The sequence below is a fragment of the Alteromonas sp. AWJ4_199 genome (assembly GCF_056159165.1).
On record NZ_JBSWUR010000001.1, the window covers coordinates 2,672,919 to 2,699,606 of the forward strand.

General features: G+C 43.8%; 22 protein-coding genes. 9 read left to right on the forward strand and 13 right to left on the reverse strand.

The window, feature by feature from the left end:
* Window positions 1–8 precede the first annotated feature (8 nt).
* Complete coding sequence (locus tag ACXAER_RS11730; protein ID WP_474829430.1) at window positions 9–770, forward strand: hypothetical protein; 762 nt, start codon at window positions 9–11, stop codon at window positions 768–770.
* A gap of 32 nt (window positions 771–802) precedes the next feature.
* On the opposite strand, the gene ACXAER_RS11735 is transcribed toward ACXAER_RS11730, so the two are convergent.
* Both ACXAER_RS11735 and ACXAER_RS11740 read right to left on the reverse strand, forming a co-directional pair.
* Window positions 803–1,708 carry a homocysteine S-methyltransferase family protein gene (locus tag ACXAER_RS11735; RefSeq protein WP_474829432.1) on the reverse strand — a complete coding sequence of 302 codons (906 nt, stop codon included), beginning with the start codon at window positions 1,706–1,708 and terminating at the stop codon, window positions 803–805.
* 27 nt (window positions 1,709–1,735) lie between these two features.
* Window positions 1,736–2,908 carry an ROK family transcriptional regulator gene (locus ACXAER_RS11740; protein ID WP_474829434.1) on the reverse strand — a complete coding sequence of 391 codons (1,173 nt, stop codon included), beginning with the start codon at window positions 2,906–2,908 and terminating at the stop codon, window positions 1,736–1,738.
* Window positions 2,909–3,271: 363 nt separating this feature from the next.
* Between ACXAER_RS11740 and ACXAER_RS11745 the strand changes: the two genes are divergently transcribed.
* The gene (locus ACXAER_RS11745; RefSeq protein ID WP_474829436.1) at window positions 3,272–4,240 is read left to right on the forward strand and encodes a carbohydrate kinase family protein; all 969 of its coding nucleotides are present in this window, start codon (window positions 3,272–3,274) and stop codon (window positions 4,238–4,240) included.
* A gap of 135 nt (window positions 4,241–4,375) precedes the next feature.
* On the opposite strand, the gene efpL is transcribed toward ACXAER_RS11745, so the two are convergent.
* From efpL to ACXAER_RS11760, 3 genes are all read right to left on the reverse strand, one after another.
* A complete protein-coding gene (gene efpL / locus ACXAER_RS11750; RefSeq protein WP_474829438.1) occupies window positions 4,376–4,951 on the reverse strand; it encodes an elongation factor P-like protein EfpL in 576 nt (191 codons plus the stop codon).
* Between the two features lie 100 nt (window positions 4,952–5,051).
* Window positions 5,052–6,782 carry a cisplatin damage response ATP-dependent DNA ligase gene (locus tag ACXAER_RS11755; protein ID WP_474829440.1) on the reverse strand — a complete coding sequence of 577 codons (1,731 nt, stop codon included), beginning with the start codon at window positions 6,780–6,782 and terminating at the stop codon, window positions 5,052–5,054.
* A complete protein-coding gene (locus tag ACXAER_RS11760; RefSeq protein WP_474829441.1) occupies window positions 6,782–7,798 on the reverse strand; it encodes a ligase-associated DNA damage response exonuclease in 1,017 nt (338 codons plus the stop codon). The genes ACXAER_RS11755 and ACXAER_RS11760 overlap by 1 nt, the downstream gene beginning before the upstream one ends.
* A 245-nt stretch (window positions 7,799–8,043) precedes the next feature.
* On the opposite strand from ACXAER_RS11760, the gene ACXAER_RS11765 reads away from it, so the two are divergent.
* Window positions 8,044–8,859 carry a hypothetical protein gene (locus ACXAER_RS11765; RefSeq protein ID WP_474829443.1) on the forward strand — a complete coding sequence of 272 codons (816 nt, stop codon included), beginning with the start codon at window positions 8,044–8,046 and terminating at the stop codon, window positions 8,857–8,859.
* A gap of 90 nt (window positions 8,860–8,949) precedes the next feature.
* Here ACXAER_RS11765 and ACXAER_RS11770 read toward each other — a convergent pair whose 3' ends face one another.
* Window positions 8,950–10,161: a DUF418 domain-containing protein gene (locus ACXAER_RS11770; RefSeq protein ID WP_474829445.1), complete on the reverse strand. Its 1,212-nt coding sequence runs from the start codon at window positions 10,159–10,161 to the stop codon at window positions 8,950–8,952.
* A gap of 282 nt (window positions 10,162–10,443) precedes the next feature.
* Here ACXAER_RS11770 and ACXAER_RS11775 point away from each other — a divergent pair, with 282 nt between their 5' ends.
* From ACXAER_RS11775 to ACXAER_RS11785, 3 genes are all read left to right on the forward strand, one after another.
* Window positions 10,444–12,942: a ligase-associated DNA damage response DEXH box helicase gene (locus tag ACXAER_RS11775; protein WP_474829447.1), complete on the forward strand. Its 2,499-nt coding sequence runs from the start codon at window positions 10,444–10,446 to the stop codon at window positions 12,940–12,942.
* A gap of 188 nt (window positions 12,943–13,130) precedes the next feature.
* Entirely contained in the window at window positions 13,131–13,835 is a 705-nt protein-coding gene (gene pdeM, locus ACXAER_RS11780) for a ligase-associated DNA damage response endonuclease PdeM (protein WP_474829449.1), read from the forward strand.
* 178 nt (window positions 13,836–14,013) lie between these two features.
* A complete protein-coding gene (locus tag ACXAER_RS11785) occupies window positions 14,014–15,063 on the forward strand; it encodes a Gfo/Idh/MocA family protein (protein WP_474829451.1) in 1,050 nt (349 codons plus the stop codon).
* Between the two features lie 70 nt (window positions 15,064–15,133).
* Here the strand turns inward: ACXAER_RS11785 and ACXAER_RS11790 are convergent, their stop codons facing one another.
* The 5 genes from ACXAER_RS11790 to folM all read right to left on the reverse strand — a co-directional run bounded on the left by ACXAER_RS11790 (window position 15,134) and on the right by folM (window position 20,623).
* Entirely contained in the window at window positions 15,134–16,027 is an 894-nt protein-coding gene (locus ACXAER_RS11790; protein WP_474829453.1) for a carbon-nitrogen hydrolase, read from the reverse strand.
* Window positions 16,014–17,078: an agmatine deiminase family protein gene (locus ACXAER_RS11795; protein WP_474829455.1), complete on the reverse strand. Its 1,065-nt coding sequence runs from the start codon at window positions 17,076–17,078 to the stop codon at window positions 16,014–16,016. Before ACXAER_RS11795 ends, ACXAER_RS11790 begins: the two co-directional genes overlap by 14 nt.
* Window positions 17,079–17,229: 151 nt before the next feature.
* On the reverse strand, window positions 17,230–19,248 hold the full coding sequence (locus tag ACXAER_RS11800; protein WP_474829457.1) for an alpha/beta hydrolase family protein: 2,019 nt from the start codon (window positions 19,246–19,248) through the stop codon (window positions 17,230–17,232).
* Window positions 19,249–19,252: 4 nt separating this feature from the next.
* Window positions 19,253–19,801 (reverse strand): hypothetical protein, encoded by a 549-nt coding sequence (locus ACXAER_RS11805; protein ID WP_474829459.1) that lies wholly within the window; start codon window positions 19,799–19,801, stop codon window positions 19,253–19,255.
* 114 nt (window positions 19,802–19,915) lie between these two features.
* A complete protein-coding gene (gene folM / locus ACXAER_RS11810; protein WP_474829460.1) occupies window positions 19,916–20,623 on the reverse strand; it encodes a dihydromonapterin reductase in 708 nt (235 codons plus the stop codon).
* A gap of 160 nt (window positions 20,624–20,783) precedes the next feature.
* On the opposite strand from folM, the gene folE reads away from it, so the two are divergent.
* On the forward strand, window positions 20,784–21,467 hold the full coding sequence (folE, locus tag ACXAER_RS11815) for a GTP cyclohydrolase I FolE (protein WP_474829462.1): 684 nt from the start codon (window positions 20,784–20,786) through the stop codon (window positions 21,465–21,467).
* 103 nt (window positions 21,468–21,570) lie between these two features.
* On the opposite strand, the gene ACXAER_RS11820 is transcribed toward folE, so the two are convergent.
* Complete coding sequence (locus ACXAER_RS11820) at window positions 21,571–21,870, reverse strand: hypothetical protein (protein WP_474829464.1); 300 nt, start codon at window positions 21,868–21,870, stop codon at window positions 21,571–21,573.
* A gap of 344 nt (window positions 21,871–22,214) precedes the next feature.
* Entirely contained in the window at window positions 22,215–24,164 is a 1,950-nt protein-coding gene (locus ACXAER_RS11825; RefSeq protein WP_474829466.1) for an alpha-amylase family glycosyl hydrolase, read from the reverse strand.
* 281 nt (window positions 24,165–24,445) lie between these two features.
* Here ACXAER_RS11825 and ACXAER_RS11830 point away from each other — a divergent pair, with 281 nt between their 5' ends.
* Together ACXAER_RS11830 and ACXAER_RS11835 are read left to right on the forward strand one after the other, a co-directional pair.
* On the forward strand, window positions 24,446–25,663 hold the full coding sequence (locus ACXAER_RS11830; RefSeq protein ID WP_474829467.1) for an MFS transporter: 1,218 nt from the start codon (window positions 24,446–24,448) through the stop codon (window positions 25,661–25,663).
* Between the two features lie 140 nt (window positions 25,664–25,803).
* The gene (locus ACXAER_RS11835; RefSeq protein WP_474829469.1) at window positions 25,804–26,619 is read left to right on the forward strand and encodes a mechanosensitive ion channel family protein; all 816 of its coding nucleotides are present in this window, start codon (window positions 25,804–25,806) and stop codon (window positions 26,617–26,619) included.
* Window positions 26,620–26,688: the final 69 nt, after the last annotated feature.

Here is a 26,688-nt window from a genome sequence, read left to right on the forward strand (position 1 = left end):
AAAGGTTTATGAAGCGTCTTCATTTGACTGTCTTGTGTTTATATATGGTGTGCACGGGAGCAACGGCGACAACCACAAAAGAACTAAGTGCAGATGGCATTAGTAAAGCATCCAATGCTAGTTCTTCTATACACGCCGGTCATACAAACCACAAAAGATTTGGTTCTCACGGTATGGTGCTATTTACAGATGGCGCTGAACTCTATGCGAGTCACTTACCACTTTATTACTCGCCACACGATTACCAACTTATTTATACAGTAGGAAGTCCGCATAAAGCTACGCTAATTGCGTATCTACAAGCAGGCTCAACCTCTCACAGCAACATGGTGACCCTGTTACCAGAAAATTTTGATTTAAATAAACTTGTTGATGGTGAAAGATTTTCTATTCCAGCACAGTTTTATAAAGGTCATTTTGAGCGAGGCGGCACTAAGTGGTTGGGTAAATCGGAACTGACATTTGAAAAGCTGATGTTTAAACGTCGCTTGGTAAAACAATACAAACCGCCACATTCTGACGAAGATAGCGTTACATATGAGCCTGATGAAAAGTGGACGCGCATCAGCCTCGGTGACAAGTATTTATACATTCACCTCATTGGCGAACGACCATCCTTTGATGCATTGTTTATCGTCGGCGATTGTCAGAAAACCTTAGGAATCATGCTGGGTGAAAGTGTGCCGAGCAAAGCCCAAATTAAAGAGGTTTTTTCCCACTGCGGCACGCCTGGGCTAGTGTACTTCGAAACACAGGATTTTGCGCACTGACGCCGCTGATCTGCGCTAGCGTGATTTCAGTTTTAAGATTTTACGCTATCACTTATGGCTTTGATATGTTCAGGGCCTATGCCGCAACAGCCTCCAATGATACTGGCACCTGCCGCTAGCCACGATTGAGCGTAATCTGCATAGCGCTGTGGCGTTATGTCGTCGCGAAGTTCTGACAAAAGCGCGTTAGCTTCATGCTGACGCTTCCTTTCAGAGAAGCTATTGGCGTATGCACCAGTAGCAATGTTTTCATTCAACTGTCGCGTAATTGTTAGTGCATTTTCCATTTCTTCAGGCTGTGAACAATTAAAAAGTACGCTTTCAACACGATCCAGCAAAGGTGCGATTTTTTCTAGCGGCTCGCCTGAACGAAGAGTTACAGGCTCGTCTGACGACGCTCTATTATGCAAAGAAAACGACAGCCAAATGGGACGAGAAGACAGTGTTTTTATTAGTGAAACTACGGCATCAGCCTCTTCAATAGAGCAAGCAGTTTCAATAAGCCAAACATCCACAAAAGGCGCTTGCGCTTTGATAAGAGGCGTTAAAATCTCTGCCACTCGTTTTGCATCGAATAAGTCTGGGCGGTACGAACCAAAAGCAGGTGGCACACAGCCCGCGACAAACAACTTTTCGCTTTTATCCTGCTGAAAAGTAACCGCTTCCCGCGCTAGCTTGGCCGCTGACTCGGCCAGCGAAAATGCTTGTTCGTTAAATGCGGTTTCACCAATATGAAATGGAACGAGGGCATAGGCATTTGTAGTAATGACAGTGGCACCAGCATTTAGAAAGTGGGTATGAACCTCACGCACTAGTTCAGGGGTCTGCATTAATGCCAGTGCGGACCATTCCGGCTGCCTAAAAGGTGCACCAATCTTTTCAAGTTCACGACCCATACCACCATCTAGAATATGAATCACTTTGCTAGTTACTGTCATGAAAACCTTAACTGCACATCTGAATAGTTAAAAATAGTTAGCCTGAAGCGCTAAGTTTGCGCTTCCAATCGATTGAGCCTTTACGCCCACGTGACCGGGGCTAATTTGCGCGGGAGCAATTCCTCGCATATCCAAGTCTTTCAGCGCACTTTGGGTTGCTTCGACTAATAATTCTTTTATGTTGCTGGGTATGGCGCCGTCAATGATTACGCCATCTAAATCCAAAAGGCTCATCGCGCACTGTGAAGCGAATGCCAGCCCTTTGGCCGTTTCATCCACCCAGTTTTCTACAAGTGATGCATTGCACTGCCAGTAAGAAGGAGACTCATAAATATGCTTGGCGTCTTCCCCCGCTTTTTCTAACTCGCTTTCCAATAGATAAAGTGAAGATTGCGTTATTAACTGACGCTGCTGATTCTGGTTAAAAAAAGGGAGTGAGCCAATAGCGCCGGCATTACCTGTTTTGCCATTGATAAGCTGATTGTTAAGTACCAGTCCGCCGCCTAAAAACGTACCAACAAATATGTATAAAAAGCTATCGTAACGCTTTGGATTGCCGAACGACATCTCCGCGCTACACGCTGCTCCTGCATCATTTTTAATGAAAACAGGTAGGTTTAATAAGCTTTCAAGTTCGGTTTGTGGGTCAAACTCTTTCCATTCTTCTAACTCTTTTTTCGGCGCGCCTGCTTCCTCTGCCCAACTCCAAATTTCAAAAGGCATAGCTACGCCTAAGCCTCTAACCATCTTTTGCTGTGCTGCATCTAGGTTTTTGATTAAAACATTGAATGCACGCTCTGCAAAGTTCAGTAGGTTGCTTACCGTTGGATAGGCGAACTTTTCGTGAAGGGTGGCTTTAACATTGCCTTTTAAGTCGAGCAAGGTTATGTCGAAACTACGGCGACCAACTTTGAGGCCGATACTGAACGCACCGTTAGCATTCAATCCGAAAGGTACCTTAGGCTGCCCTACACCGCCTTTTATAGGCTTTAGGCGTTTGACCAATCCATCGGTTTCTAACTTCTTGATAATTACCGTTGCAGACTGCGCCGACAGGCCAGTCAATTGTGCAATTTCAGCTTTAGGTAAGGCAATGCGTTGCCGTATTAAGGTTAAGATCGCGCGCTCATTCGCAGAGCGATCATCAAGTAACTCTGGCGCGTTTTGTTGTGGCAGGTGAAAAGCCGATTCAATATTCAAAGTAATTACTATCTACCATTAAAAAAAGAAAAGAGTTTAATAATACCAATGCGCATAGATAATTGCCCATTCAGAAGGCGCTGGCAAGTTTCCTAGCGAAGCGTGGGAATGCAGGAATGTGTCCCCTTTCAAACTCCCAGAATGAAGCTATGAATCTTACCAGACCTTTCAAATAAAAATTTTAATCTTTTTAATACAATAGGTACACACCCTACAATCCTTTTGAAAAAAGTAAATCAATTGGGTTGATTTAATGGGTTTGTTCGTCAATACTATGCCGCAATTAATTAACGATTCGTTAACCTTAAGTATTGTGCGCACTAGGTGAACGTCCTTTATTGACATTTTTTGAGTGAGGCTGGTATGAAGATTTTGTGTTTAGGTGAAGTGCTTATTGATATGTTAAGCCAAGGTGCAGCGCCCAAAGATGGCAACATACCAGCCATGAAGCCTTTTCAGCCTTATGCTGGTGGCGCGCCTGCTAACGTGGCGGTTGCAGTTGCCCAACTAGGTGGGGAGAGCGCAATGGTATCTAAAGTGGGTGACGATACTTTTGGCGCCTTTCTTAAAGAAATGCTTGAACATTATAAAGTGAACACTGACTTTGTGTGGACGACTCAAGAAGGTAATACGGCGCTGGCGTTTGTAAATTTAGATGAAGACGGCGAACGTTCGTTCGACTTCTACGTAGATAATGCCGCGCATAAGCACATTTCAGAACAAGACTTGTCTACGATTGATTGCGACAAGAATACAGTACTGCACTTCTGTTCGGGTTCAATTTCTGGCCCTGAACTTATTCCTGGCACCGAGTTTATTTTAAACAAGGCGAAGGAAAACGGCATGATGGTGTGTTTAGATATCAACTATCGCCCAGCGTTTTGGGATGACACAGCCAATGCACCAGCACGTATTGATGAGGCTGCTAAAAAAGTTTCTGTGTTAAAGGCAAGCCGCGAAGAACTTGCAGAGCTTTACGGCGAAGAAAATGCCGATGCAAAAGTACAGCAGTGGCTAGATAGCGGTGTGAAGGTTGTATTGGTAACAGACGGTGGCGAACCTATTCACTATATTACTAAGTCGTTCAGCGGCACATTGGCTTCGCCAAAAATGGACGTAAAAGATACCACTGCAGCCGGTGATTCGTTTATCGGTGGATTCCTGTATTTCCTTTCGACCAAAGTTAAGAACGCGGATGAGTTCGATGCGTGGGCTGAAAACTTTGAAAATGTTAGCGAAGCGACTGAATTTGCTATTCGCTGTGGTGCTTACACAGTAACCCAGTACGGCGCATTCAGCGCACTGCCTACACAGGCTAATATTGCTAAGTAATAAACGGTGAATAACCTTTTCAAAAACTAAGATAAAGGCAATTTAAAAGGGTTCGATTGAACCCTTTTTTGTTTTTTAAAGCTGAGAAAATGTCACAAGCGTCGATGGCAGCCTAATTTAATACGTTAATTTGACTTAGTGCTTATCGGCTCTGCTTTGGAACTTGCGTTCCTCGGTGTTGATCTTTATCCACTCGCCTGTACTGATGTACTCTGGTACCTGAACCACAAGCCCGGTTGAAAGTGTGGCAGGTTTAGTACGAGACGTTGCTGATGCCCCTTTAATTGACGGATCGGTCTCAACTACTTCAAGCTCTACGCTCATAGGCAAGTCCAGGGCAACAGGCACTTCACTAACGATAACAACTTGAATGCCGTCAGTTTCCTCGTTAATAAACAGAGCTTCGTTCTCAATGCTCTCTTTGTTCAAGTGATAAGGGGTGTAGTCTTCCTTATCCATGAATACATATTCTTCGCCGTCAATATACGAAAACATAGCAGGGCGACGAATTAAGTCAGCCATATCTAGGGTATCTGAGTCTTTAAAGGTTTCATCATATTTGGCACCTGTTACCACATCGTACATGCGCATACGATAGATGCTACCGCCTGCACGACCTTGAGGGACAGAGCGTTCAATGTCTCGCACTATGCAAGTTTTTCCGTCAAATACCACAGTGTTATTCTTTTTAATTTCACTAGCCTTAGGCATGGCGATTTCCTATTGTTTTATTTTCTTAAGTGCAAGCCTTGTTTCTATCTCGCCTTATTCTCTGCGATTTTACAATACTAAGAAAGTATTTTTGATGGGGTTACCCTTCTATTAACGCTTTTACATTCGCTAAGGTATCAGCTTCACTCGCGGGCTTGTCCCAACGAATTCTATGAATACGGGGAAAGCGTAGCGCGACCCCTGATTTGTGCCTAGATGAAGGGTGTACAGCGTCGAAAGCCACTTCTAGTACCAGCTCTTTTTTCACTTCTCTTACCGGACCAAACCGTCCCACGGCGTTGCGTCTTACCCAGTTATCCAATTTTTTGAGTTCTTCATCAGTGAATCCAGAATAGGCTTTCCCAATAGGTAGGAGTTGCCCGTCTTCCCATGTGCCAAAGGTGTAGTCTGAATAAAAGCTGGAGCGTTTGCCGTGCCCGCGCTGTGCATACATCATTACCGCATCCACAACTAGCGGGTCGCGCTTCCATTTAAACCACTGGCCTTTAGGCCTGCCAGGGACGTATTTACTATCTAAGCGTTTTATCATCAGCCCTTCTACCGCACGATTTTGGCATACTTGGGTGTGAAGCTGGCGCAAGGTTTCAGGTGAAGTGGCATTGAGTGTTTCAGAAAGAAACAAACGGCTGTTATCCGTTTTACTAAACCATTCTTCAAGGGCGTCGCGCCTTGTTTTTAGTGTTTTATCAGTTAGATTTTCACCATTAAGCATTAAAGCATCGTAAACGATTAGTCCCACCGGAGAGGAAGACTGTAACGCTTTACTCGGTTTCTTTTTATTAAGGCGCTGCTGAAGGGCATTAAAGGTATCCACGTCTGGCTGTGTGGCGGATGAAGCGAAAGCGCCTTTGTCATCGCTCTGCGCTTTCACATTGCTCATCGCCTTTTTAACTGAATCCTTTGCTAAGCCATTGCTATGTCCCACATTATGGATAACCAGTAGTTCTCCATCTAGCACCATATTACCGCTTACAGACTCAAGCAGATCAGGGAATGAGTGACTGATATCGTCGCCTGTACGAGAAAAGAGTGCTTTTTCAGGCTCACCTTCATCGGGGTTTAGAGTATTATTAGACCTATCATCAACAGGCTTATTTGACTTAACCACGAGCTGCACACGAATACCGTCGTACTTGTTCTCAATTTGCCAAGTTCTCTTGGTGAAAGCGTCAATATCGCTATCCTCAATGGGGTGAGAAAGCATGACCGGATGAAAGGTGACAGCGTTTTCAACGTCTGGCTTGTCAGCTTTTCCTTCTAGCCAGCTAAGCATGTCAACGTGAGGAGGAGTAACCGCATGCCACAGCGTCTCAATTTCTTTGATGTCTTTATTGCCATAGTCGGCCAATATTTGTTTTATAGAGCGAGCCGACACACCTATACGTAATCCCCGCGTGCCCAATTTTAGTAATGCCCAGCGTTGGGCAGGTGTCATTATTGTTAGGTAGTAGGCTAGCGTCTCAGAAACTTTCTGCTTACTGACTGAAGCGAAAGTTTCTACCACTTCGGTTAGCGTGGGTAGCGAATCTGTTGGCTCGCTATAGGGCCATAAATGGGCTACGGTTTCACTAACCTCACCCACATAGTCATAGCTCATGGCAAAAAGCGCAGGGTCGGTATGTTCGGTAATGAGCTTTTTTACCGTGTTTCGCTTAAAGAAGTCGAACCGCAATGTACCTGCCATAGCAGCAATAGCCCATCCGCGGTCGGGGTCTGGCGCATTGGCAATGTAGTCGGCAATCAGCTGCGCCTTGGCTTTGTTTCCAGACGTGAAATACAGCTGTTCAAGTAAGTGACTGAATGCTTCCACTAGTCGCCTCCTTGCTCATCTTCATCATAACCGACTAGCGATAGCGCTCTGGCTTTATACCCCATTTTCTCTGCCTGATACATCAAGGCCTCTTCTCTGCCATGGGTTACCCACACTTCATTCGGGTTGACTTCTTCAATGGTTTGCAGCAATTCGGGCCAGTCGCAATGATCAGAGATGATAAGCGGTAGCTCGGCATTTTTTTGTTTAGCGCGAGCTCGGATCTGCATCCAGCCAGACGCCACAACTGGTCGCACGTTAGGCAAGCTTCGTGACCATCTATCGGCAAGTGCAGAAGGCGGCGCAATGACTAACTCACCAGCTAAGGTCTTTTTATCTTCAACCTCAGACACAGGAATTAACTCGCCTAAATCTACTCCTAATTGCTTGTAAAGATCGCACAATTTCAGCTGCGCACCGTGTAAGTAAATTGGCTTGGTGTAACCCGCCTCGCGCAGTGCCAATATCACCCTTTGGCATTTACCCAGTGCATAAGCGCCCACTAAATGGCATCGTTCGGGAAACACCCGTAACGAATGAAGGAGCTTTTCAATTTCATGTTCTATGGGCGGGTGCTTAAAGACAGGAAGCCCAAAGGTGGCTTCGGTAATCAATACATCGCATGGAACAACCTCAAACGGTGGGCACGTAGGATCGTGGCGACGTTTGTAGTCGCCTGAAACCACAACCCGGTAGCCTGCATATTCAATAAGAATTTGTGTAGACCCAAGGATATGGCCAGCAGGATAAAATGTGGCTCTTACATCGTTGAAATTAACAGCTTCACCCATTGCTACAGCGTGCTGGTGGATAGCCATATCTTCACCGTAGCGGGTTTTCATAATTGCCAGTGTTTCTGAACTTGCGAATACACTGTGATGACCTGCTCGTGCATGGTCCGCATGCCCGTGGGTGACAAGCGCTGTTGTTACTTCATTCATGGGGTCAATGTAAAACTCACCGGGTTCACAATACAAGCCAGTATCATCAGTTTTTAGCCATGTTGATGGGTGCACTACTTACCATTCCTGCCAAATTAAAGAATGCTTGTTACTACGTATTCACTCCCTTAAAACGACCACTTCAAGTATGCAAGACCAATAACTCAATATGCGCGCTGGACTCATTGGCTTTATGAATTGTCACAAAATATGTCGGTATGCTGTCAATTATTGCACTACACCACCTTTTAATTTAACTTTAACGCCTACTAAAAAAAGAGCTTTTTTTGGATGCTCACTATAAATAAGGATATTGCCTAATGCTGCGTTTAAGCGCTTGCTTACTAGTTATTTCAACCCTTCCTGTGTTTGCTCAATCAACCGATATTCAGCATGAAATTGCGTTAGGATTTTCTGATGTACGTGATGCCGACGACAACTTTATTGGTGCAAGGTACCGCTACTATTTTGAATCAGTGAATATAGACCAGCAGCCTTGGTCTATTAGCCCCTACCTTCAAAGAACGAACAATGTTTCTGTTGATTATTTTGGTATCGATAACATCGACAGTATGAATGTACGAGGAGAATGGTTTTACTCGAATGCACTGGTAATTCGAGGGCGCTATGGGCGTATAACCAACGACAGTAGATATTTTGAAGAAACGTTAAATCGCTATGCGGTAGAGGTGTCTACTTTTGCGAACCAAAATTGGGAATATGGTATTGGCATAGAGTACTTTCATCTAAATGAAGAGCTTTTCAGTTTCGATGACTCTGGCAGCAGTGAAGAGCGTTCAGATTCTGAATTTAGCTACGGTGCATTTGCAAGATATACGAGCTTTGGACAACGCGCTGGCAAGTTTCTTCCAGGCTGGGATACCAAGTTAAAAACTACGCAGTTTGATGGTGAGTTCTCTGTCGAGCTAGATTCAGATTATTACTTCCGTCCTGATTGGAGCATAGGAGTGACCTACATTCACGAGAGTAATGAAGTAATAGGCTCTGACAACGTGATTGAATTAGGTACGCACTACTGGTTCAACCCGCACTCATCTATCGAATTTGGTTTAGGCTATGATACCGACGAGAATCAGTTAGGTTCGGCTACGTTGTTAGGAACGTTTAGATTCTAGCTAGTTACGCCAATATCATATAGGACCAGGCTTTACCTGGTCCTTTTGCTTGAATCGGAAATATATAACTTCTTTTAGTAAAGATATTAGCTACGAGGTTTTGTTCGTCTTTGTCACCAATTCTTGCTCTGCAACTAAGCTGTCATCTTGTTTGCTCTGTTGCTTCTTATAAAAGCTGGGCAGATACAGTCTTCGCCATATCGCTTCAAATGGTCCCTGATCAAAATGCTTAGTAATAAAATTCGCCAGCAAAATTTGAATTGCTGTGAGCGCAAGGGTAATTAACATCAAATCTAGCAGCGTGACTGTATAGGCAAAGTCGGGATAGTAAGCGGGCATAATCACACGAAACAACACAGCCAAAACAATAGACTGTGTTAGGTAGAGGGTAAACGCTACCTTACCGCAGTTAATAAGCGACTGATACCACCATGTTGTTGTATTTTTCACTTTGACTAACAGATGAGCGTAGACAAAAGCACAGAAAATAGCGGGGACACTGGTAAACATGGGAATAACATCTGAGGTTACTTGCTTAAACATTAACTGAGGGATAACAGTAACAGCAGATGTTGCTATGGCAATTATAGCCACTTTTATAAATACAGTAGATGAAAACCCAACGCTAAAGAAACCACTTCTATAAAGGTAGGCGCCAAACATCATAAGCCCCATCGACTGCCATAGCATGGTAAAAGGTGCTGCAATAACGGTAGCAAGGACAAAAGAAGCTTGAACTCCAATTTGGAACAAATAACTGCTTTGCCATTTTGTAACCTCTTCGGCGTAAGCTTCGCTAGACCTAAGTGGAGGTGCGCCACCGTAGTCGTATCCAAGCGTAAGTACTATGCCAAAAACAAGCATAATGATACTGCCTACAATTAGGTACTTAACGCTCTTTGCGCGAAGCGCTTCTTGGTCAAGCGTTAGGTGTTTTAGTGCAAAGTAGGCGCAAAGGCTGTAATAAAGCAGTATGTCGCCGCCAAATATAAATACGCCATGTATTAACCCAAATAAAAATAGCCATTTAAGCCGAGATTTAGAAAAGTCTAAAAAGTTGTGCCCACGCTTTTGGCAAGCGTCGAATTGAATAGCTAAACCTGCTCCAAACAACAGGCAAAATAAGGTGCGAAATCTTCCATCTAAGAAAAGCGCGCTAACTGTCGACATAATTTCATCAGATAAAAGTGGCTGTTCAAAAAACGCGTAGCCGGTGTGAAAGTTTTGATGGTATGTAATGTTTAAAAACAAAATGCCAAGGATTGCTAAACCTCTAATGGCATCTATCGATTGAATTCGCATTAACGTTCCCTGTAACTATAACTCATAGTTTAACGAGTGTAGTGTACTCGTTTTCGAAGTGTCGATAATTAAAGTGTATCCGAACATTAACTATTGCTAATGACTTTAATCCACTAATAAAAAAGTAAAGGGGATACTTATTTTTTCAAGAAAGCCTTATTGCGCTGAGTTTGGGCGCTGAGCCTTGATGGTTATTGCTAAGGCAAAAGTAAGGTGTTGGCGTATATAAACTTAACTAAAGAATGGGCGTATAAAGCGGAAAAGGCATAAAAGATACTGTAAATGACATTACTTCCCTCCGCTTTCGCTAAGTGGTTTAAGCAAAAAGGCTGGCAACTACGTGATTATCAACAGACCATGTTGCTGGAAAAAGATAAACATGACTGTACTTTATTGATAGCACCAACAGGGGCGGGTAAAACTTTGTCAGGCTTTCTGCCGAGTTTGGTAGAGCTTAGTGAACTCAATGAAAGTAATGTGTCAGATGAAAACAAGGGTAAGCAGAGTGGGTTTAATGGTTTACATACCCTGTACATTTCACCGCTTAAAGCGTTGACTCAGGATATCCATCGCAATCTGTTACAGCCTATTGAAGAAATGTCGCTGCCTATCACTGCTGAAACGCGTACTGGCGATACACCTTCTCATAAGCGTCAGCGGCAGCGTAAAAAGCCGCCTAATATTCTACTTACTACCCCCGAATCCCTCATGCTGATGTTAAGTTACGCCGATGCCGATAAGCTTTTCGGCAAGCTAAAACGCGTGATCATCGATGAAACTCACAGTTTAATGGCAAATAAACGCGGCGACTTTTTATCACTCGCCCTAGCGCGGTTGACCGTGTTTTCACCAAGCTGTAAACGCATAGGCCTGTCAGCGACCGTAGCATTTCCCGAAACTTTGGGCGCCTGGCTCGCAGGCAGCGACAGTGTTGCTAATATCATTAAAGTAAAAGCGGGGGAGAAGCCAAAAGTTGAGATGTTGCACTCTAAAGCGCGCATGCCTTTTGGCGGTTTTATGGCCCGTTACGCCATTGATGATATCTATGAGGCCATAGAAAATGCAAAGACTACACTGGTGTTTGTTAATACCCGCGCTCAGTCCGAGCTTCTCTTTCAAATGTTGTGGGAAGCAAATAAATCTGCGCTTCCCATAGCGCTTTATCACGGTAGTTTAAGCAAAGAGCAAAGGCGAAAAACCGAAGCCATGATGGCAAGCGGCATGCTAAGAGCAATTGTGTGTACTTCTGCGTTAGAGTTAGGTATTGACTGGGGTGATGTAGATAAAGTCATTCAAGTGGGCGCACCAAAAGGCGTGAGCCGTCTACTACAGCGTATAGGTCGGGCAAATCACAGGCTTGACGAGCCGAGCGAAGCGTTACTCGTACCAGCAAACCGTTTTGAAGCACTGGAATGCCAAGCGGCTATTACGGCTATTGAAAAAGGTGAACTTGATGGCGAAAGCCCTCAGCCAGGTGCTTTAGATATCGTCCCGCAATTCATATTGAATTGCTTGTGTAGTAGGGCTGATAGCCCAGATACCTTGTATAAAGAGATACTTACCGCCACGCCATACCAAGGGCTCGATAGAGATGATTTCGACAAACTATGGCAATTTACCCAAGAGGGCGGCAGTGCGCTTAATGCGTATGAAAGATATCAGCGGCTGACGAAAAACGACGATGGCACTTACTCGCCAGCGAATCGGCGGGTTATTCAAAGACATAGGCAAAACATAGGCACCATCGTTGAAGCAGGTCGGCTTAAAGTAAAACGCATTCGTAGGGGAAATCAGGGCAAAATTATCGGTGAAGTAGAAGAATATTTCGCCCAGCAGCTAACGCCTGGAGATACCTTCTACTTTGCCGGAGAAGTGCTGCGTTTCGAGGCTATTCGCGACATGCAGCTGCATGCCAAGCCTGCAAAAGCCAAAGAGCCGAAAATACCAAGCTACGCAGGTGGCCAAATGCCGCTATCTACCTATTTGGCGGAAGGCGTACGGGCAATTCTGGCTACTCAGAAATCATGGAAAGCACTGCCCGCACAAGTACAAGAGTGGCTTAAGCTTCAGCAGGCGTTCTCTCAGCTACCTAGTCCGGACAAAGTGCTGGTGGAGCAGTTTCCGTTTAGACAAGCGCACTATACCTTGTACTACACTTTCGATGGTCGCAAAGCGAATCAAACCTTGGGTATGTTGTTAACGCGGCGAATGGAAAAAATGGGCATTAAGCCGTTAAGCTTCAGCGTGACTGATTATGGTTTGTCGGTAGCATCAGTGAACGCCATCACCCAAGGGCAGTTACAGCAGCTGTTTCAGCCGGATATTCTAGGCGACGAGTTAGAAGATTGGATGTTACAGGCGCCTATGCTTAAACGTTCGTTCAGGCAAGTAGCGGTAGTGAGCGGGCTGACCGAACAGCGTTATCACGCCAGCCAAAAAACCATGAAGCAAGTGACGTTTTCTACCGACCTTATTTACGATACATTGCGTGAACACGACCGCGACCATATATTACTTAAAGTAGCGCGAGCTGATGCGGAACGTGAGCTACTCGACTTGCGCCGCTTGGCAAATTTACTTATCCGCTATGTAGATTCAGCGACGTTAGTGAACTTGGAAAAGCCGTCGCCCATGGCTATACCTATCGTACTTGATGTGCGCAGTGAACAAGTAAAAGGCACTGGTGCGCAGGCTATCATCGAACAGGCTAATTTGTATGCGGAAGCTGAAACCATGTTAGATGAAGTACGCGCACTACTCTCAGGAACTAGCGTTGAATAGGGTGGGACTAAACAGACTATTCATACTTTGCTTTCCCATATTAACGGTGTACCTCACGCCTGACGCTTTACTTAATAAACATTTGCGGTAAGTCCGTTAAACAGGAAAGCTAAATAGTATTTCGCTAAATAAACGTGCAGCGTTACCGAGGTACTAAAAACTCACAAACGAAAAATAAAGAGGATAATTTGGCAATAACCGACGCGTGGCTGACTGAAAAAGTTAGTCAGCGCCACATTACTATTACGAAATATGCAGACTATCTGTGGTTATTAGACGCACGTGGCGTGGCGTATTTACCCGCATGCGACTGGCTGATTGTTTCTGATCTTCACTTAGAAAAAGGCAGTTATTTACGCAGTTATGCGAACCCCTTACCCAGCTTAGATTCCACCGCCACACTCAAACGCCTGGAAAGTATTATTGATGATTACCAACCTTTGCGAGTAATAAGCTTGGGGGACAGTTTTCATGATAAACACAGCATGTCTCGTATGACTATTGAAGACCGTCAGCACCTATGTAGGCTTGTTGATAGCGTCAATGAGTGGATGTGGGTTGAAGGCAACCATGACCCTGATTTACCTGAAGGCATTCCAGGCACGCCATGTTTTGAAGTCGTGCTAGATAATATGGTATTTAGGCATGAGCCGGAGTTAAACGAAAAGCGAGCGCAAGTTATCGGTCACTATCACCCTAAAAAGCGCACCACCATTTCTCGACGGCGTTACTCGGGCAAATGCTTTACCAACAACAACAGTCTATTTGTAATGCCCGCCTTCGGGCAGTTCACCGGTGGGCTGGATATAGATGAAGAGGTAATGCTAACGCTTCTGCCCAAGTCGACTCGTCAGGTTTTCATGCTCTGTGACGGCATTATCTTCAAAATATAACACACCAAAAATGGGGTCAGAGTACATTTCTCCTTCAGAAGAATAGAAATGGGGTCAGAGTACATTTATTTAGAGCAATTTCTCTTTTTAAATGTACTCTGACCCCATAATTTTAAGCCTAGTTTAGCGAGCTGAGTTCCCATATACTTTTTCAACTGAACAAAAAAGGAACAGGAAAATGTATCGTTTTGGAATTGTCGGCGCAGGCATGATTGCGGATTTTCATGCTAAGGCCATCCACGCTATTCCCAATGCAGAATTAACAGGGATTTATTCACGTTCAATTGAAAAAGCAAATGCGTTCTCTCAAAAGCATAACTGTACTCCTTACGACGATTATACGTCGTTTATAACGTCTCCTGATATTGACATCATTACTATATGTACGCCTTCAGGCTTTCATTTAGAACCCATATCCGCCGCCGCAAAAGCGGGCAAGCATATAATTTGTGAAAAGCCGCTGGAAGTTACAGCTGACAGAGTCGATGAAATGATTGCGGTGTGTGCTGAAAACGAAGTGATGCTTGCGGGCATTTTCCCTCGTCGGTTTAATTCATCATCACAGTTACTTAAGCAAGCTTTAGAAACAGGGCGCTTCGGCAACATTGCCATGGCAGATGCGTATATTAAATGGTGGCGAACCCAAGAGTACTACGAAAGCGGTGCATGGCGCGGTACGTGGAAGCTTGATGGCGGTGGCGCGTTGATGAACCAGTCAATTCATACTATCGATTTACTCCTTTATGTAATGGGGGATGTAAAGTCTGTGCGAGCAGAAACTAGGCTGGTGGCCCATGATGGCATAGAGGTGGAAGATGTTGGAATTGCAATGCTAGAGTTTAAAAGTGGTGCGTTAGGAGTTATTCAAGGCTCAACAGCTTGCTGGTCTAAAAGTGGACATCCGGCAGAAATACAAATCACTGGTTCTAAGGGCTCAGTTTTTATGAGCGATGATAAATTTCGAGTCTGGGAGTTTGCTGAAGAAAGCGAAGAAGACGAAGTGATCAGATGCAAGTATGGGCTTTCTGAAAATGAAGCGGGAGCAGGAGCAGCTGATCCATCGGCCATCGATTTCGTTTGGCATCAAAGAAACTTCGAAGATGTATTAAATGCCCTTGATAACGGCACTAAACCACTTGTAGATGGATTTGAAGGGCGTAGATCGATTGCGCTACTAAACGCTATTTATCGCTCAGCGAAAAACGGCGGTGAAAAGGAACTTGTGTAAAAATGGGGTCAGAGTACATTTCACAGTTATTGCTGCTTAGAAAAAATGTACTCTGACCCCATTATTCGAGTTAGTCGCGCCAGCGTTTGGTTAACTCGTCGTAGGCGTCTATGCGGCGGTCACGGAAATAAGGCCAAATGCGCTTAACCTGCTCGGTACGTTCCATATCAAGCTCTACTGATAGCGTTGTTTCACCCTCAGCTTCAGCTTTGGCCAAAATCTCACCTTGCGGGCCTGCTACAAAGCTTTGCCCCCAAAACTGAATACCTGGGTCGCCTTCAACAGGTGACGCTTCAAAACCAGTGCGGTTTGCCACGATAACTGGTACCGAGTTTGCCACAGCGTGAGAGCGCTGAATGGTTTCCCATGCACCGTGTTGGCGGCTACGCTCTTCTGCTGTGTCAGTTAAATCCCAGCCGATAGCAGTAGGGTAGAATAACAAGTCTGCACCTGCCATTGCCATTAGGCGAGCTGCTTCTGGGTACCACTGATCCCAGCATACTAAAACGCCAAGTTTGCCTACGCTGGTTTCAATAGGCGTGAAGCCCATATCGCCTGGTGTGAAGTAAAACTTCTCGTAAAAGCCTGGGTCATCAGGAATGTGCATTTTACGGTATTTGCCCGCAATTTCTTTACTGCGGTCAAACACTACGGCAGTGTTGTGATACAAACCTGAGCCGCGTTTTTCAAAAAGCGACGTCACTAAAACGATATTGTGTTTTTCGGCGAGTTCACCAAAAAAGTCTGTCGCTGGCCCCGGTATTGGTTCAGCCAAATCAAAGGCGTCAGTATCCTCTTGCTGGCAAAAATACAGGGTGCTGTGCAGCTCTTGAAGCAAAATACACTCGCAACCTTCAGCTGCTAATTTGGCAACTTGCTCGGCACTTTTATTCCAGTTCGTTGCTTTATCGTTATCGGCAACGGCCTGTTGTACCAGACCCACTTTTAGCTTAGCTGGGCGCATGTAATGACACTCCTTTCTTTAAGGTGGTGATAATCGAATCTTTTAATGTATCTGTGGGTACTTGCATAGAAATACAATGCAAGCTGCCGTATTGTCTTACGAGTACACTACAATCAATTGGTTCAACAATATGATTGGGGTGTGCTTTTTGTACCGTCTCAATGGCTTCAGCATCTTCTTCTTCACCATAGACGGGAAGCAATATAGCCTTATTACAAATTAAGTAATTGGCATAGGAGGCAGGTAGGCGATCTCCTTCATCGTTTACGATATAAGGCAGCGGTAAATGAAACTGCTTATGCTCAGGTAGTTCAAGGGCACACTCGTCGCACAACGCTTTCAACCCTTCAAAGTGACTATCATTAGGACGGTTATTACACGCCTGAATAACTAAGCCTTTGCTTGGCGTAAAGCGCACCAAAGTGTCGATGTGGCCATCTGTATCATCACCCTCTAAATGACCGTGCTGCAAAATAGTAACTTTGCTACAGCCCAGCATATCTTTAAATGCGTCTTCATAAGCACTTAGCGACATATCACCGTTGCGCTCAGGATTAAGTAAACACTGCGCGGTGCTTAATAGATGACCGTTTTCGTCGATTTCTAACGCACCGCCTTCAGCCACTACTGGGCTGCTGCGCAGCACTGATTTGCACATGGCGGCAAGATAACGTTGATTGGCAAGATTATCCTCAGTAGCATTAAATTTATTGCCCCAACCGTTAAAGCAAAACTCTACAGGCGAGCCGTTACCTTCATTGTCTTTACACGTAATAAAGCCGTAATCGCGCATCCATGTATCATTAAAAGAGGCGGCAACGATAAGCACTTGTGCATTTTCGGATAAACGGGGCTTAAGCGCGTCAACATCACTTGGCGCGCATAATAAAATGACACCCGCGTTATTGCGATTCACTGCTGCAATCACATTAAGGTAGGTCGCTCTTGCTTCTTCCAACCATGGAGCCCAATCGGTTTGTGCATGTGGCCATGCCAACATAACAGCATCAATGTTATGCCATTCAGGCGCCATAATACGGTTGCCGTGCATAGTAGAATTCCAAGTCGCTTTTAAAATAGGGTTCGGATTATAGCTATGCCCAAGCAGGAGACCAAGGCAAATGGCGATGAAATTAATTGGCGGTGACGATTAGTGATAGCGCTTGTGAAGTAAAGCGCTATCACTATTAACCGGGAAAGGCTTAGCTTTGTGTCGCTGTCATGCTGTCTTTTTTGAGGTGTTTATTCAGAAACTTTATTAGCGCGTTATAGTATCTTGCTTCGTCCTCTACATAATCGAATCCATGCCCTACGTCGTCTAATACCATCCACTCATGTTTAATATTATTATCTTTTAACGCAAAGTGAAGGCGATAAGCATGCTCTATATCTACCACGGTATCGTCAGTACCATGTGCAATAAACACAGGCTTGGTAATACCTTTAAATTGATACAGCGGTGAGTATTTGAACAGTTCTTCTTTTTGCGTACTAGGGTTTCCAATGATCTCAGTTAGTAGAGTCATGATATCGTCGTTTTGGACGTCACTTCGCTGAAATTGTAATGCGAGATCGGTAACGCCAGCAAACGAGGCGGCGCACTGATAAAGTTCAGGAGAACGAATAATGCTATACAACGCAGAGTAGCCTCCATAGCTCCCCCCAATTATGCATACATTTTTAGCATCTATATTGTGATGTGCTTTCGCATATGACAATGCTTGTTCAATATCATCTTCAATAAGACGTCCCCACTGCTGCATACCTTGCTGCTTGAATGATTTTCCGTACCCTGACGAACCTCTGTAGTTAACCTGCAGTGTGGCGAAACCGGCATCAACAAGTACTTGAATGTTGCCTGAGTAGTGTCGAGAGTCGTTTACGCCAATGGGGCCGCCATGTGGGATAACAACTAACGGAGGTTTTTTTGCTTCAGGCAATGTCAGAAACGCTTCTAAATCTACCCCATCGTCAGACTTGAGTTTGAGTAGGGCGGTCTTGCTAAGTTTTTTGTCTGAAAGCCAAGGGTATAAATCCACAAGGTGACTAAAGGTGTCGCGTTGGCGATTGTAATAAAAGACTTGCTCTGGATTTGCACTATCATCTGCGACAAACAAAATATTGCTACCAGAGGCGTCCATGTCAATCGCGTAAACGCCATCAATTTTGGACTGGGTCTTTAAGCGAGAGACTAATTCGTTGTAGTTATTGGAGAAATAGAGTTGTTTGCTCATTCCTTTTTCAAGAAAGGAGACACCTATGATGTCTTTTGTCTCAGGGTGTTTGAGAACGCCTGTTAAATCGTAATTTGGGTGCTCAAATATTATGTCTTCAAACTGTTTGCTTTGTGTATTAAAGCTACGCAAATTTATTTTATCGCTACGGTGGTTAGTTAGAACAAAGAGTTTATCGCCTGATTCGCTGCCACCTACCACTTTAACAGCGTCGTTTTTATCGCTCTTCCACATTTCTTTGTAGCGATATTTACGAGGCTTTGACCCCGTTCTTGCAAAAACTTCGGTTATGCCATCAACAGTTCTGCTTCCACCTAAACGCCAGCCTCTTGCATCAAAAATCCAGTCTTGTAAATCAGGGCCAGACTTATTTAGTTTTAATTTGCGGCGGAAGTCACTTTCTGTGATTTTCTGAGATAAATCTAAGTTGAATAAGTCAACATAGTAATTGTATTCGTCATCATCTTCGTAACGAGCAAAAATAGCATGGGTTGGTTTATTGGGAAGTGTGTCTAACCAATGACCCGGTTGTGAAATGTATGATAATCGAAACGGAGGATTGGGTGACTTAGTGCGATCGGCAAATTCCACAATGACATAGCGATGGAATCGACCATTAGAGTATTGCTTCAATGAGATGAAGTTATCAGAGAGCCATACTAATTCAGCAATATAATTAAAGTGCCGTTCCCATGACATTATTCTGTTTGAATGTTGAACGTGCATTTGCTGACGCTCAAATGTAATTGGGTCGTCTTTAGTACCGCGAACTAAATCGTGAATAATTAAATTGTATGAGTCACTCTTAGGTTCAATGTAGGCAATTGCTGTACCCGAAGGATTTACCGAAAATAGTTTGTACTTTGCATCTTTAAAAAAAGACTCGGTTTGAAAATCGGTAGATTGAGCAGTGTCGGCTTGCGTTTGTAATGAAACAAGAGTTAAGACGGCTATTGAAAGAGTAACCAGCAGTTTATTGATAGACATCAGGCTATTCCCCCGTCTTTTCAGAATGTTTTAAATAAAAGTCGATATAGTGATCGTCAGGGTATAAGCCGTTAGCGATATCGTATTTATCCGCAAATTGGGAAAAGTCTTGTTCAAGAATTTTGAGAATGATAGACGTGCGATTAAGTACTTTGATATTTGCTCGGCTTCCCAGCCTCTCTATCATGAATAGTCCGGTATAATTGAGCTTACCTGGCTGAACAGTAAAAGTAAGATCTAAGCTTTCTAGATCCATGTAACTTTCAAGTAAGTTTCCTTTCGATAGGGAGCCGGTACGTTCGAACACTCTGTCCCACGTGTAGGTTCCCGCAGGTAATCTAATCACATCAAAATGTTGTGAGTGATTAAGAGGGCCAAATGTATATTTGTTCGTTAATCCATTACCTTTAAGTACTACGCTTTCCGTGTAGCCCTTAGAATATAGTGCGATGATAGCGTAGCCTTCATCAGGCCCTAGTGGTTCAACTGTGGTTGTATTAGCGATAAGTGGTGTGGAAAATACAAAAAGCAATAATGCGAGTACAGCTTTCATTACTTCATTCCCTTGATAGTTTATTGTTTATCACAAATTTTTTATGTGAGCATTTTAAACAACCCTACAAATTACGGTGGGTAAAATCAACAAGGATATAACGGTTTCGTTTCTTTATTTTAATTGCCGCCCGCCATTTAGATGAAGTGTTTGCCCAGTCACGTATTCGCTATCGAATAAGTAATTCATGGCTTTCACGGCTTCTTGTGCGCCAGGTACGATTTCAAGTAACGACTTCTTTACTGCCTTTTGTCGATAAGCGTCGTCGTCACCTTCGTTAAACATAAGGAGAGCAGGTGCAATGCTATTCACTTTGACACGTGGCGCCAGCTTTTTTGCAAAGGACAAGGTGAGGTTGTGTAAGGCCGCTTTGCTCGCGGCGTAAGCCATATGTTTCGCGCTTCCCGTTTCTTGAACGTAATCCGTCATGTGAATAATGTCAGCTGGCACTTCACAGCCACATAATGCCTCTTCTAGTGCCAAGTTTATGCGGTAGGGGGCGACGGCATGAATCATCATCATGCGCTGCATTAGTTCGTGTTTATTATCGTTATCTTTCTCCTGTGCCCAATCTGAAGCGTTGTGAATTACTCCTCGATAGGTTTTACTGATTGCCTTAATCTCATCAATTGCTCGATCAATAGCCGCCTCAGTGCTAAAATCGGCTTGTATGACTGTAGCGCCTTTATCCTTAAGTAGTGCAATACTCGAGCGATGGGTTCGGTAAGTCACAACAATGTGATGGCCTTGTTCAAGTAAGCTTTCAGCCATTGCTAAGCCCAATCGTTGGCTTGCGCCTGTTATCAATACAGGTGATTTCAAAGTAATGTCCTTTTAACAGAAAGGTAACGGTCTCTATATTTTGTGCTAAGTGCACAGTAGGTAGCAATGACATTAAATAAAAGTCATGTTGCCAAGTAATCGATCTCTAACGAGCTGAAAGTCGTAGAAGATCAAAAAAGAAGTAACAACGGATAAAGTGATGTTAGCAAAAGAAGCGGTAATTGTGCGTGATGCACTAGACCCCTCTATATCAGAGCCAGCGCAACGCGTACGAGATGCATTAGAAGCCAAAGGTTTAGAAACGCCTATGGTGGTTAATGGTCTTTCTGACGAACAAAAGCGCAAACTAATTGAAAGCGCCATGCGTGACGTAATGGACACACTTGGCCTTGATCTCAATGACGACAGCTTGTGTGATACGCCTAGTCGTATTGCTAAAATGTACGTTAATGAAATTTTTGGTGGCTTGGATTACCGAAAATTTCCGAAGATTACTGCTATTGAAAACAAGATGCAGATCGACCAGCCTGTTCAGGTGTCTGACATTAGCTTAACAAGTACCTGCGAACATCATTTTGTGACTATTGATGGTACCGCGACCGTATCATATATACCTAAAGATACGGTAATTGGTCTTTCAAAAATAAACCGTCTTGTAGGCTTTTTTGCTCAGCGCCCTCAGGTACAAGAGCGCCTAACACAACAGGTGTTAGTAGCGTTACAAACTCTCACTAATACTGAAGATGTAGCCGTAAGTATTAATGCTACGCACTACTGTGTTAAAGCAAGGGGTATTCGTGATACCAACTCGTATACGAAAACATCTGCACTTGGTGGTCGTTTTCTTACTGATAGTGAATTAAAACGAGAGTTTTTTCGTTAACGTCTTTGCATATTCCAACGAAGAACTCAAAAAGCCGCTCTTGAAGCGGCTTTTTCAACTGAGGGTATTGATAAGAGTGGAGCGTTAGGCTTTTAATGTCGAGCTATTTAATAATAAGCTCTGAATCTAGCGCATCGATAATAAGATTAACACGACCACCTATACCATCAGCTGCTGTTAGGCTGAGCACCTTATTACAACACCCGCACGATTCATGTTGCTCGTTATACATGTCGCGAGCAGAGTTTAAATAAAAATCATTAGTTGCGCCGCAATAGGGGCACATGTATTCCAACGCACTATCACTTTGCATCGTTTTATCCATTACCATGTTTAACATATCCATATGACGTAAGTCGAAATCCGCTGTGTGAAAAAAGATATTTGTACTACTTCTATGCATTAAATTTGACGGTCCCTATAGGTAAGAATCAAACTACCGGCAACACTCTATCAAGAGTCGCTCTACATAGAAGGTGCAAAAAACAAACCACACACATTGGTAAAGTGCTACTTACACGTTAGGTTACCGTCAGACAAGCTGAACAGCTGTAAGACCTTTTCTAACGTGGTAGGAGGTAAATGAACTATCCAACCCTCGACTAAAGTATAGTCGGCAATTCCTTTATTACCTGTGTAAATAGGGGCTATTTAGTAAGTCTTTGGCGACAAAGACAATTCATGTTATTGACAACACTCTGCTTGTCGCAAACTTCGCAACAAGCAGGGTGTCATATACGAAAGTAATTAGTTGGCTAACAGCCATAGCTGCTGATAGGGGGCGAGAGATAAAGGTGCAGCATCCATGAGCACAGTTTCGCCTGACAGCAAGTCTGTGGTCGATGTGCAGTTGACTGTCGCCAATAGGGAACGCTGAAGCTGTTGCTTATGTTCACTAAAATTACAGACAACAAGGAGTTTTTCACCTCCATCATTCTCGCGCATAAAAACAAAACAATGTTGATTGTCAGAATCTAATATATGTGTTTGAGCTTGGCCAAAAACCGAATACTGTTTTCTCGTTTCGATCATTTTTTGTAAGCCTTTAAATACGCGAAGGCTAGCGTCTTCCGCTTTACTAGACGGTGTTGTCTCGCCTAGAGCCAATGCGGTATCTTCTTCATAAACTGCGATGCGATTAACCCATCTGTCGTCATGTTTTTTACTTTCGTCTTGACGGTAGCTGTAGTCGTTTAGCTTTCCAATTTCATCGCTTGAATACAGCAATGGGATGCCACCGATGCTGAACGTTATCCCATATAACAGCAGCATCCGCTTCACTGCTTCTTCAATGCCTTTCGTGTCATTAGCCTGTAATGCGCCCTCTAGCCCACACAAAGATGCTAATGAACCACATACACGACAATCCCCGTTACTCGGGTTTTCTGCAAACGGCACGCCGTTTGCGAAACTTCCTTCAAAACGACCGGTGTAGAACTGATTCAAGAAATAGCGATGATCAAACGGGTTTATACCTAATTCATTAGCGACGGCATCGTCAAAAGTCCAACCTATGTCATCGTGACAGCGCACGTAGTTCACCCATGTACATTCGTCTGAAATAGCAAAGCTCTTTTTCATCGATTGTGTGAGCAGACGGGTTTTGCGTGTTGCCAATGAGTTCCAGAGTAGCGCCATTAACAAGGGGTTATAGGACAGCTGACATTCGTCTTTATCGATATACTTAAGTACTTCATCCGGATGAACGATAGCCTCTGATTTAAACACCACCGCTGGCGCAACAATTTGCAAACAACAATTAAATGCTTGAATAAGTACGTGTGCCTTCTCTTGATTCTCACAATTTGTACCAAGTTCTTTCCATATGAATGCCAATGCATCTAAACGCAGAGCGGCGCTACCAACATTAGCCAAAAATAGCATTTCAGAGGTAATCGCGTTGAATACTTCAGGGTTGCTGTAGTTTAGATCCCATTGAAAGCTGTTGAAGGTCGTCCACACCCACTTTTTAATCTGCTCATTGTAGGTAAAGCTGCCCCTTCTTACTTGAGGAAAAATTTCTCTTAGCGTTTCCTCATATTGGTCGGGGATTGTCTTGTCATCAAACAAGTAATAATAGTTTTGAAATTGCTTGTCGCCTTTAAGTGCAGCTTTCGCCCACGCATGTTCGTCAGATGTGTGATTAAAAACAAAGTCGAGCACAAGGTTAATCCCTTCCTTTTGGAGGGCCGACGCAAGCTTTTCCAAATCTTTCATAGTACCTAAAGAGGGATTTACCTTGCGATAGTCCGATACGGCATAACCACCATCACTGTCCCCTTTAGGTGCGTCGTATAAAGGCATGAGGTGTACATAAGTTACACCGAGTGCTTTGAAGTAAGGGATCTTATCGTGTAAGTCATTTAGCGTAGGCCCCATTAAGTCCACATAGCAAGCCATACCTACCTGTTGCTCGTCGCGATACCATAGAGGCGTTTTCAGTCTTTCATTATCGAGTTTTTTGAGCGCCGGCTTTCGACTTTTCAACCCATCTCTTAATATTTCGACGAGTTTTTGTAAATGAAAATAGCAGTCATACTGATGTCCATAAACATAAGTATAATTTTCAAAAAGGCGAGGAAAATGCTCTTTCAGTCGACGAGTGAATGTCGTCGCATCCCTCTTTGTAAGGCCAGATAAATCGGTAGATGCCAAGATTCTGTCTAAACATACACCACTGTCAGCAGCATAGCTCATAGAAAACTCCAAATTGTTACACGCTTGTATGCTAAGTTAGCCTATCCAAATTATCGGGTTTACAGGCTTTTTAAATTCTGTTAACTTTTATCTTAAACGATTAAGCTCATTTTTCAAGGTTATAAAATCGTTATTTTTTACAAAATGAGTACGTGTAACAATAAACGTATTTTTATGAATTTAAGAAAGGTTAAGCTAATCCTTTCGCCAGTGTATTTGCGAGACAAAATATGCCTAATCATGACTCTAGTAGCAGAATTATCAGGTGGTTGACGTACCTAATGTTTATGATGTTTGCAATGACATCAGATTCTGTAGGCGAGATAATCAAAGAAGTAAAAGTGGCGTTTTCGGTCACTAATGCACAAGCTAGCTTAATGCACTCACTCCCTATGCTGGGTATCGCCCTATCTGGTTTGTTTTTGGGGTTTCTAGCCGATAAGTTAGGTCGTAAGCCAACCATTATTATAGGGTTAGCATTGTTTGGGTTAGCTTGTTACAGCTTCCTTATTGCAAATGACTTTATGCTGATTGTTAGTTTGATGAGCTTGTCAGGGGTGGCCGTTGGTATTTTCAAGACAGGTGCACTGGCCCTTATTGGTGACATTTCAACTTCAACAAAACAACATACCGCAACGATGAACGGTGCAGAAGCCTTCTTTGGTGTTGGCGCAATTATAGGCCCTTTGATTGTAGCCTACCTTATCCATCAAGGGGTAGCATGGCAGTGGCTTTATGTTATTGCTGGTGGGGTTTGCACCGTTCTTATTGTCGGGGCTCTACTGGTTAAGTACCCGGCCTATTCTCGTGACACGTCTTCTGGCGAAAACAAAGTGTCCATTGCGCAAAGCTTAAAATTGGTCAAAAACCCTTACGCGTTAGGCTTTTCAATTGGCGCATTTTTATATGTTGCGGCAGAGAGTGCTATCTACGTGTGGATGCCGAGTTACTTAGTATGCGACGCAACTACGCTTAAAGCGACCTACGACTGTTACAGTCAGGGTTTCTCTCAAACACTGGCTATTTATTCGGTAACCGCATTTTTTATTTTGCGTGCCGCAGGCCGTTTCGTGGGAATTTGGATGATGTCTCGCTTTAACTGGGCGTTGGTGTTGATGTTGTTTACAGGCGCTATAGTACTGTGCTTCGGCTTGGGGTTATGGGGCGGAAAGCAGCTCGCGCTTTATTTGTTCCCACTCACAGGTATTTTCATGTCGGTCATTTACCCTACGTTCAATTCAAAGGGAATAAGCTGCTTCCCTAAACATCAACACGGTAGTGTGGCAGGAGTTATATTGTTCTTTACTGCTGCTGGCGCAGCGGCTGGCCCGTTTATTATGGGCCTTGTGAGCGATGCTAACGGCGGTGATGCAAAATACGGTTTCATGGTCGCCACTGGCTTTGCCGCTTTGCTGTTTATCGGCTTAGTATATAACTACGTGAAGAACCCCACCAAAGAGCGTTTAGCAGAAATTGAAGCGAGTGAGTACGCTAACTAAGTGAAAATAACCGCGAGGCTAGTCGCTCGCGGTGTTAGTTAACCTAAACGTGCCGGACTTATGTTCGGCACTGGTTTTTCATAGCGTTGTTGTTTAAGCTTCCCTACATTCCCTCATTTATCAATCTGCAATAACGTCCCATGGATGAATTAAAACAAGCCCAAGCCCTATACGACACGCTGGTTGAATTTGCTGTGACCTACAGTTTCCAAATTGTAGGTGCCATTATCATTTTCTTACTTGGCTGGTGGGTGGCAAATAAAATAGGCCATGTGGTTGAAAACCTCATGGTAAACAAAAAAATTGACGTTACGTTAAGCCGGTTTACCGGTGGTATATGTAAATTGGTGTTGCTTGGAATAGTTATCATCATTGCGCTTGGTAACGTGGGGATAAGCGTTACCCCGTTAATAGCGGCTCTTGGTGCAGTGGGCTTAGGAGCTGGTCTTGCTATTCAAGGCATGCTGGCAAATTACGCCGCAGGTTTTACGATAATCATTACCCGTCCGTTTGTAGTAGGAGATACTATTCGGGTTCGTGGCGTTGCCGGCGTTGTTGATCAGGTTATGCTGCCTTATACCATTCTTATCGATGAAGATAACGTGCACATACAGATCCCCAATAAGCTAATTGTTGGGGAGATCTTGCATAACTCTGCTGAAAACATGCTTATAGAACTCGAGATAGGCGTTGCTTACTCCAGTAATGTAGATAACGTCATTGAAGTAATTCGGCATGCGGTTGCATCTGTTGACGGTGTTAGTGCAGAAAAAACACCTGCTATTGGTGTCGATAATTTTGGTGACAGCAGTATTAATTTTGGGGTTCGGGTTTGGGCTCCTGCGACAAGGCATTTCGAAGTGCGCTATGCGCTTAATCAAGCAGTTTTTAACGCGCTTCAACAGCACAACATTGATATTCCATTCCCGCAACGAGAAGTCAGAATGCTGGACTAGGATAAGGTTATTTTAGCAGACCTATTGTTAGATAAATGCCGAACAGCTACTCAGCTATTCGGCATTTTT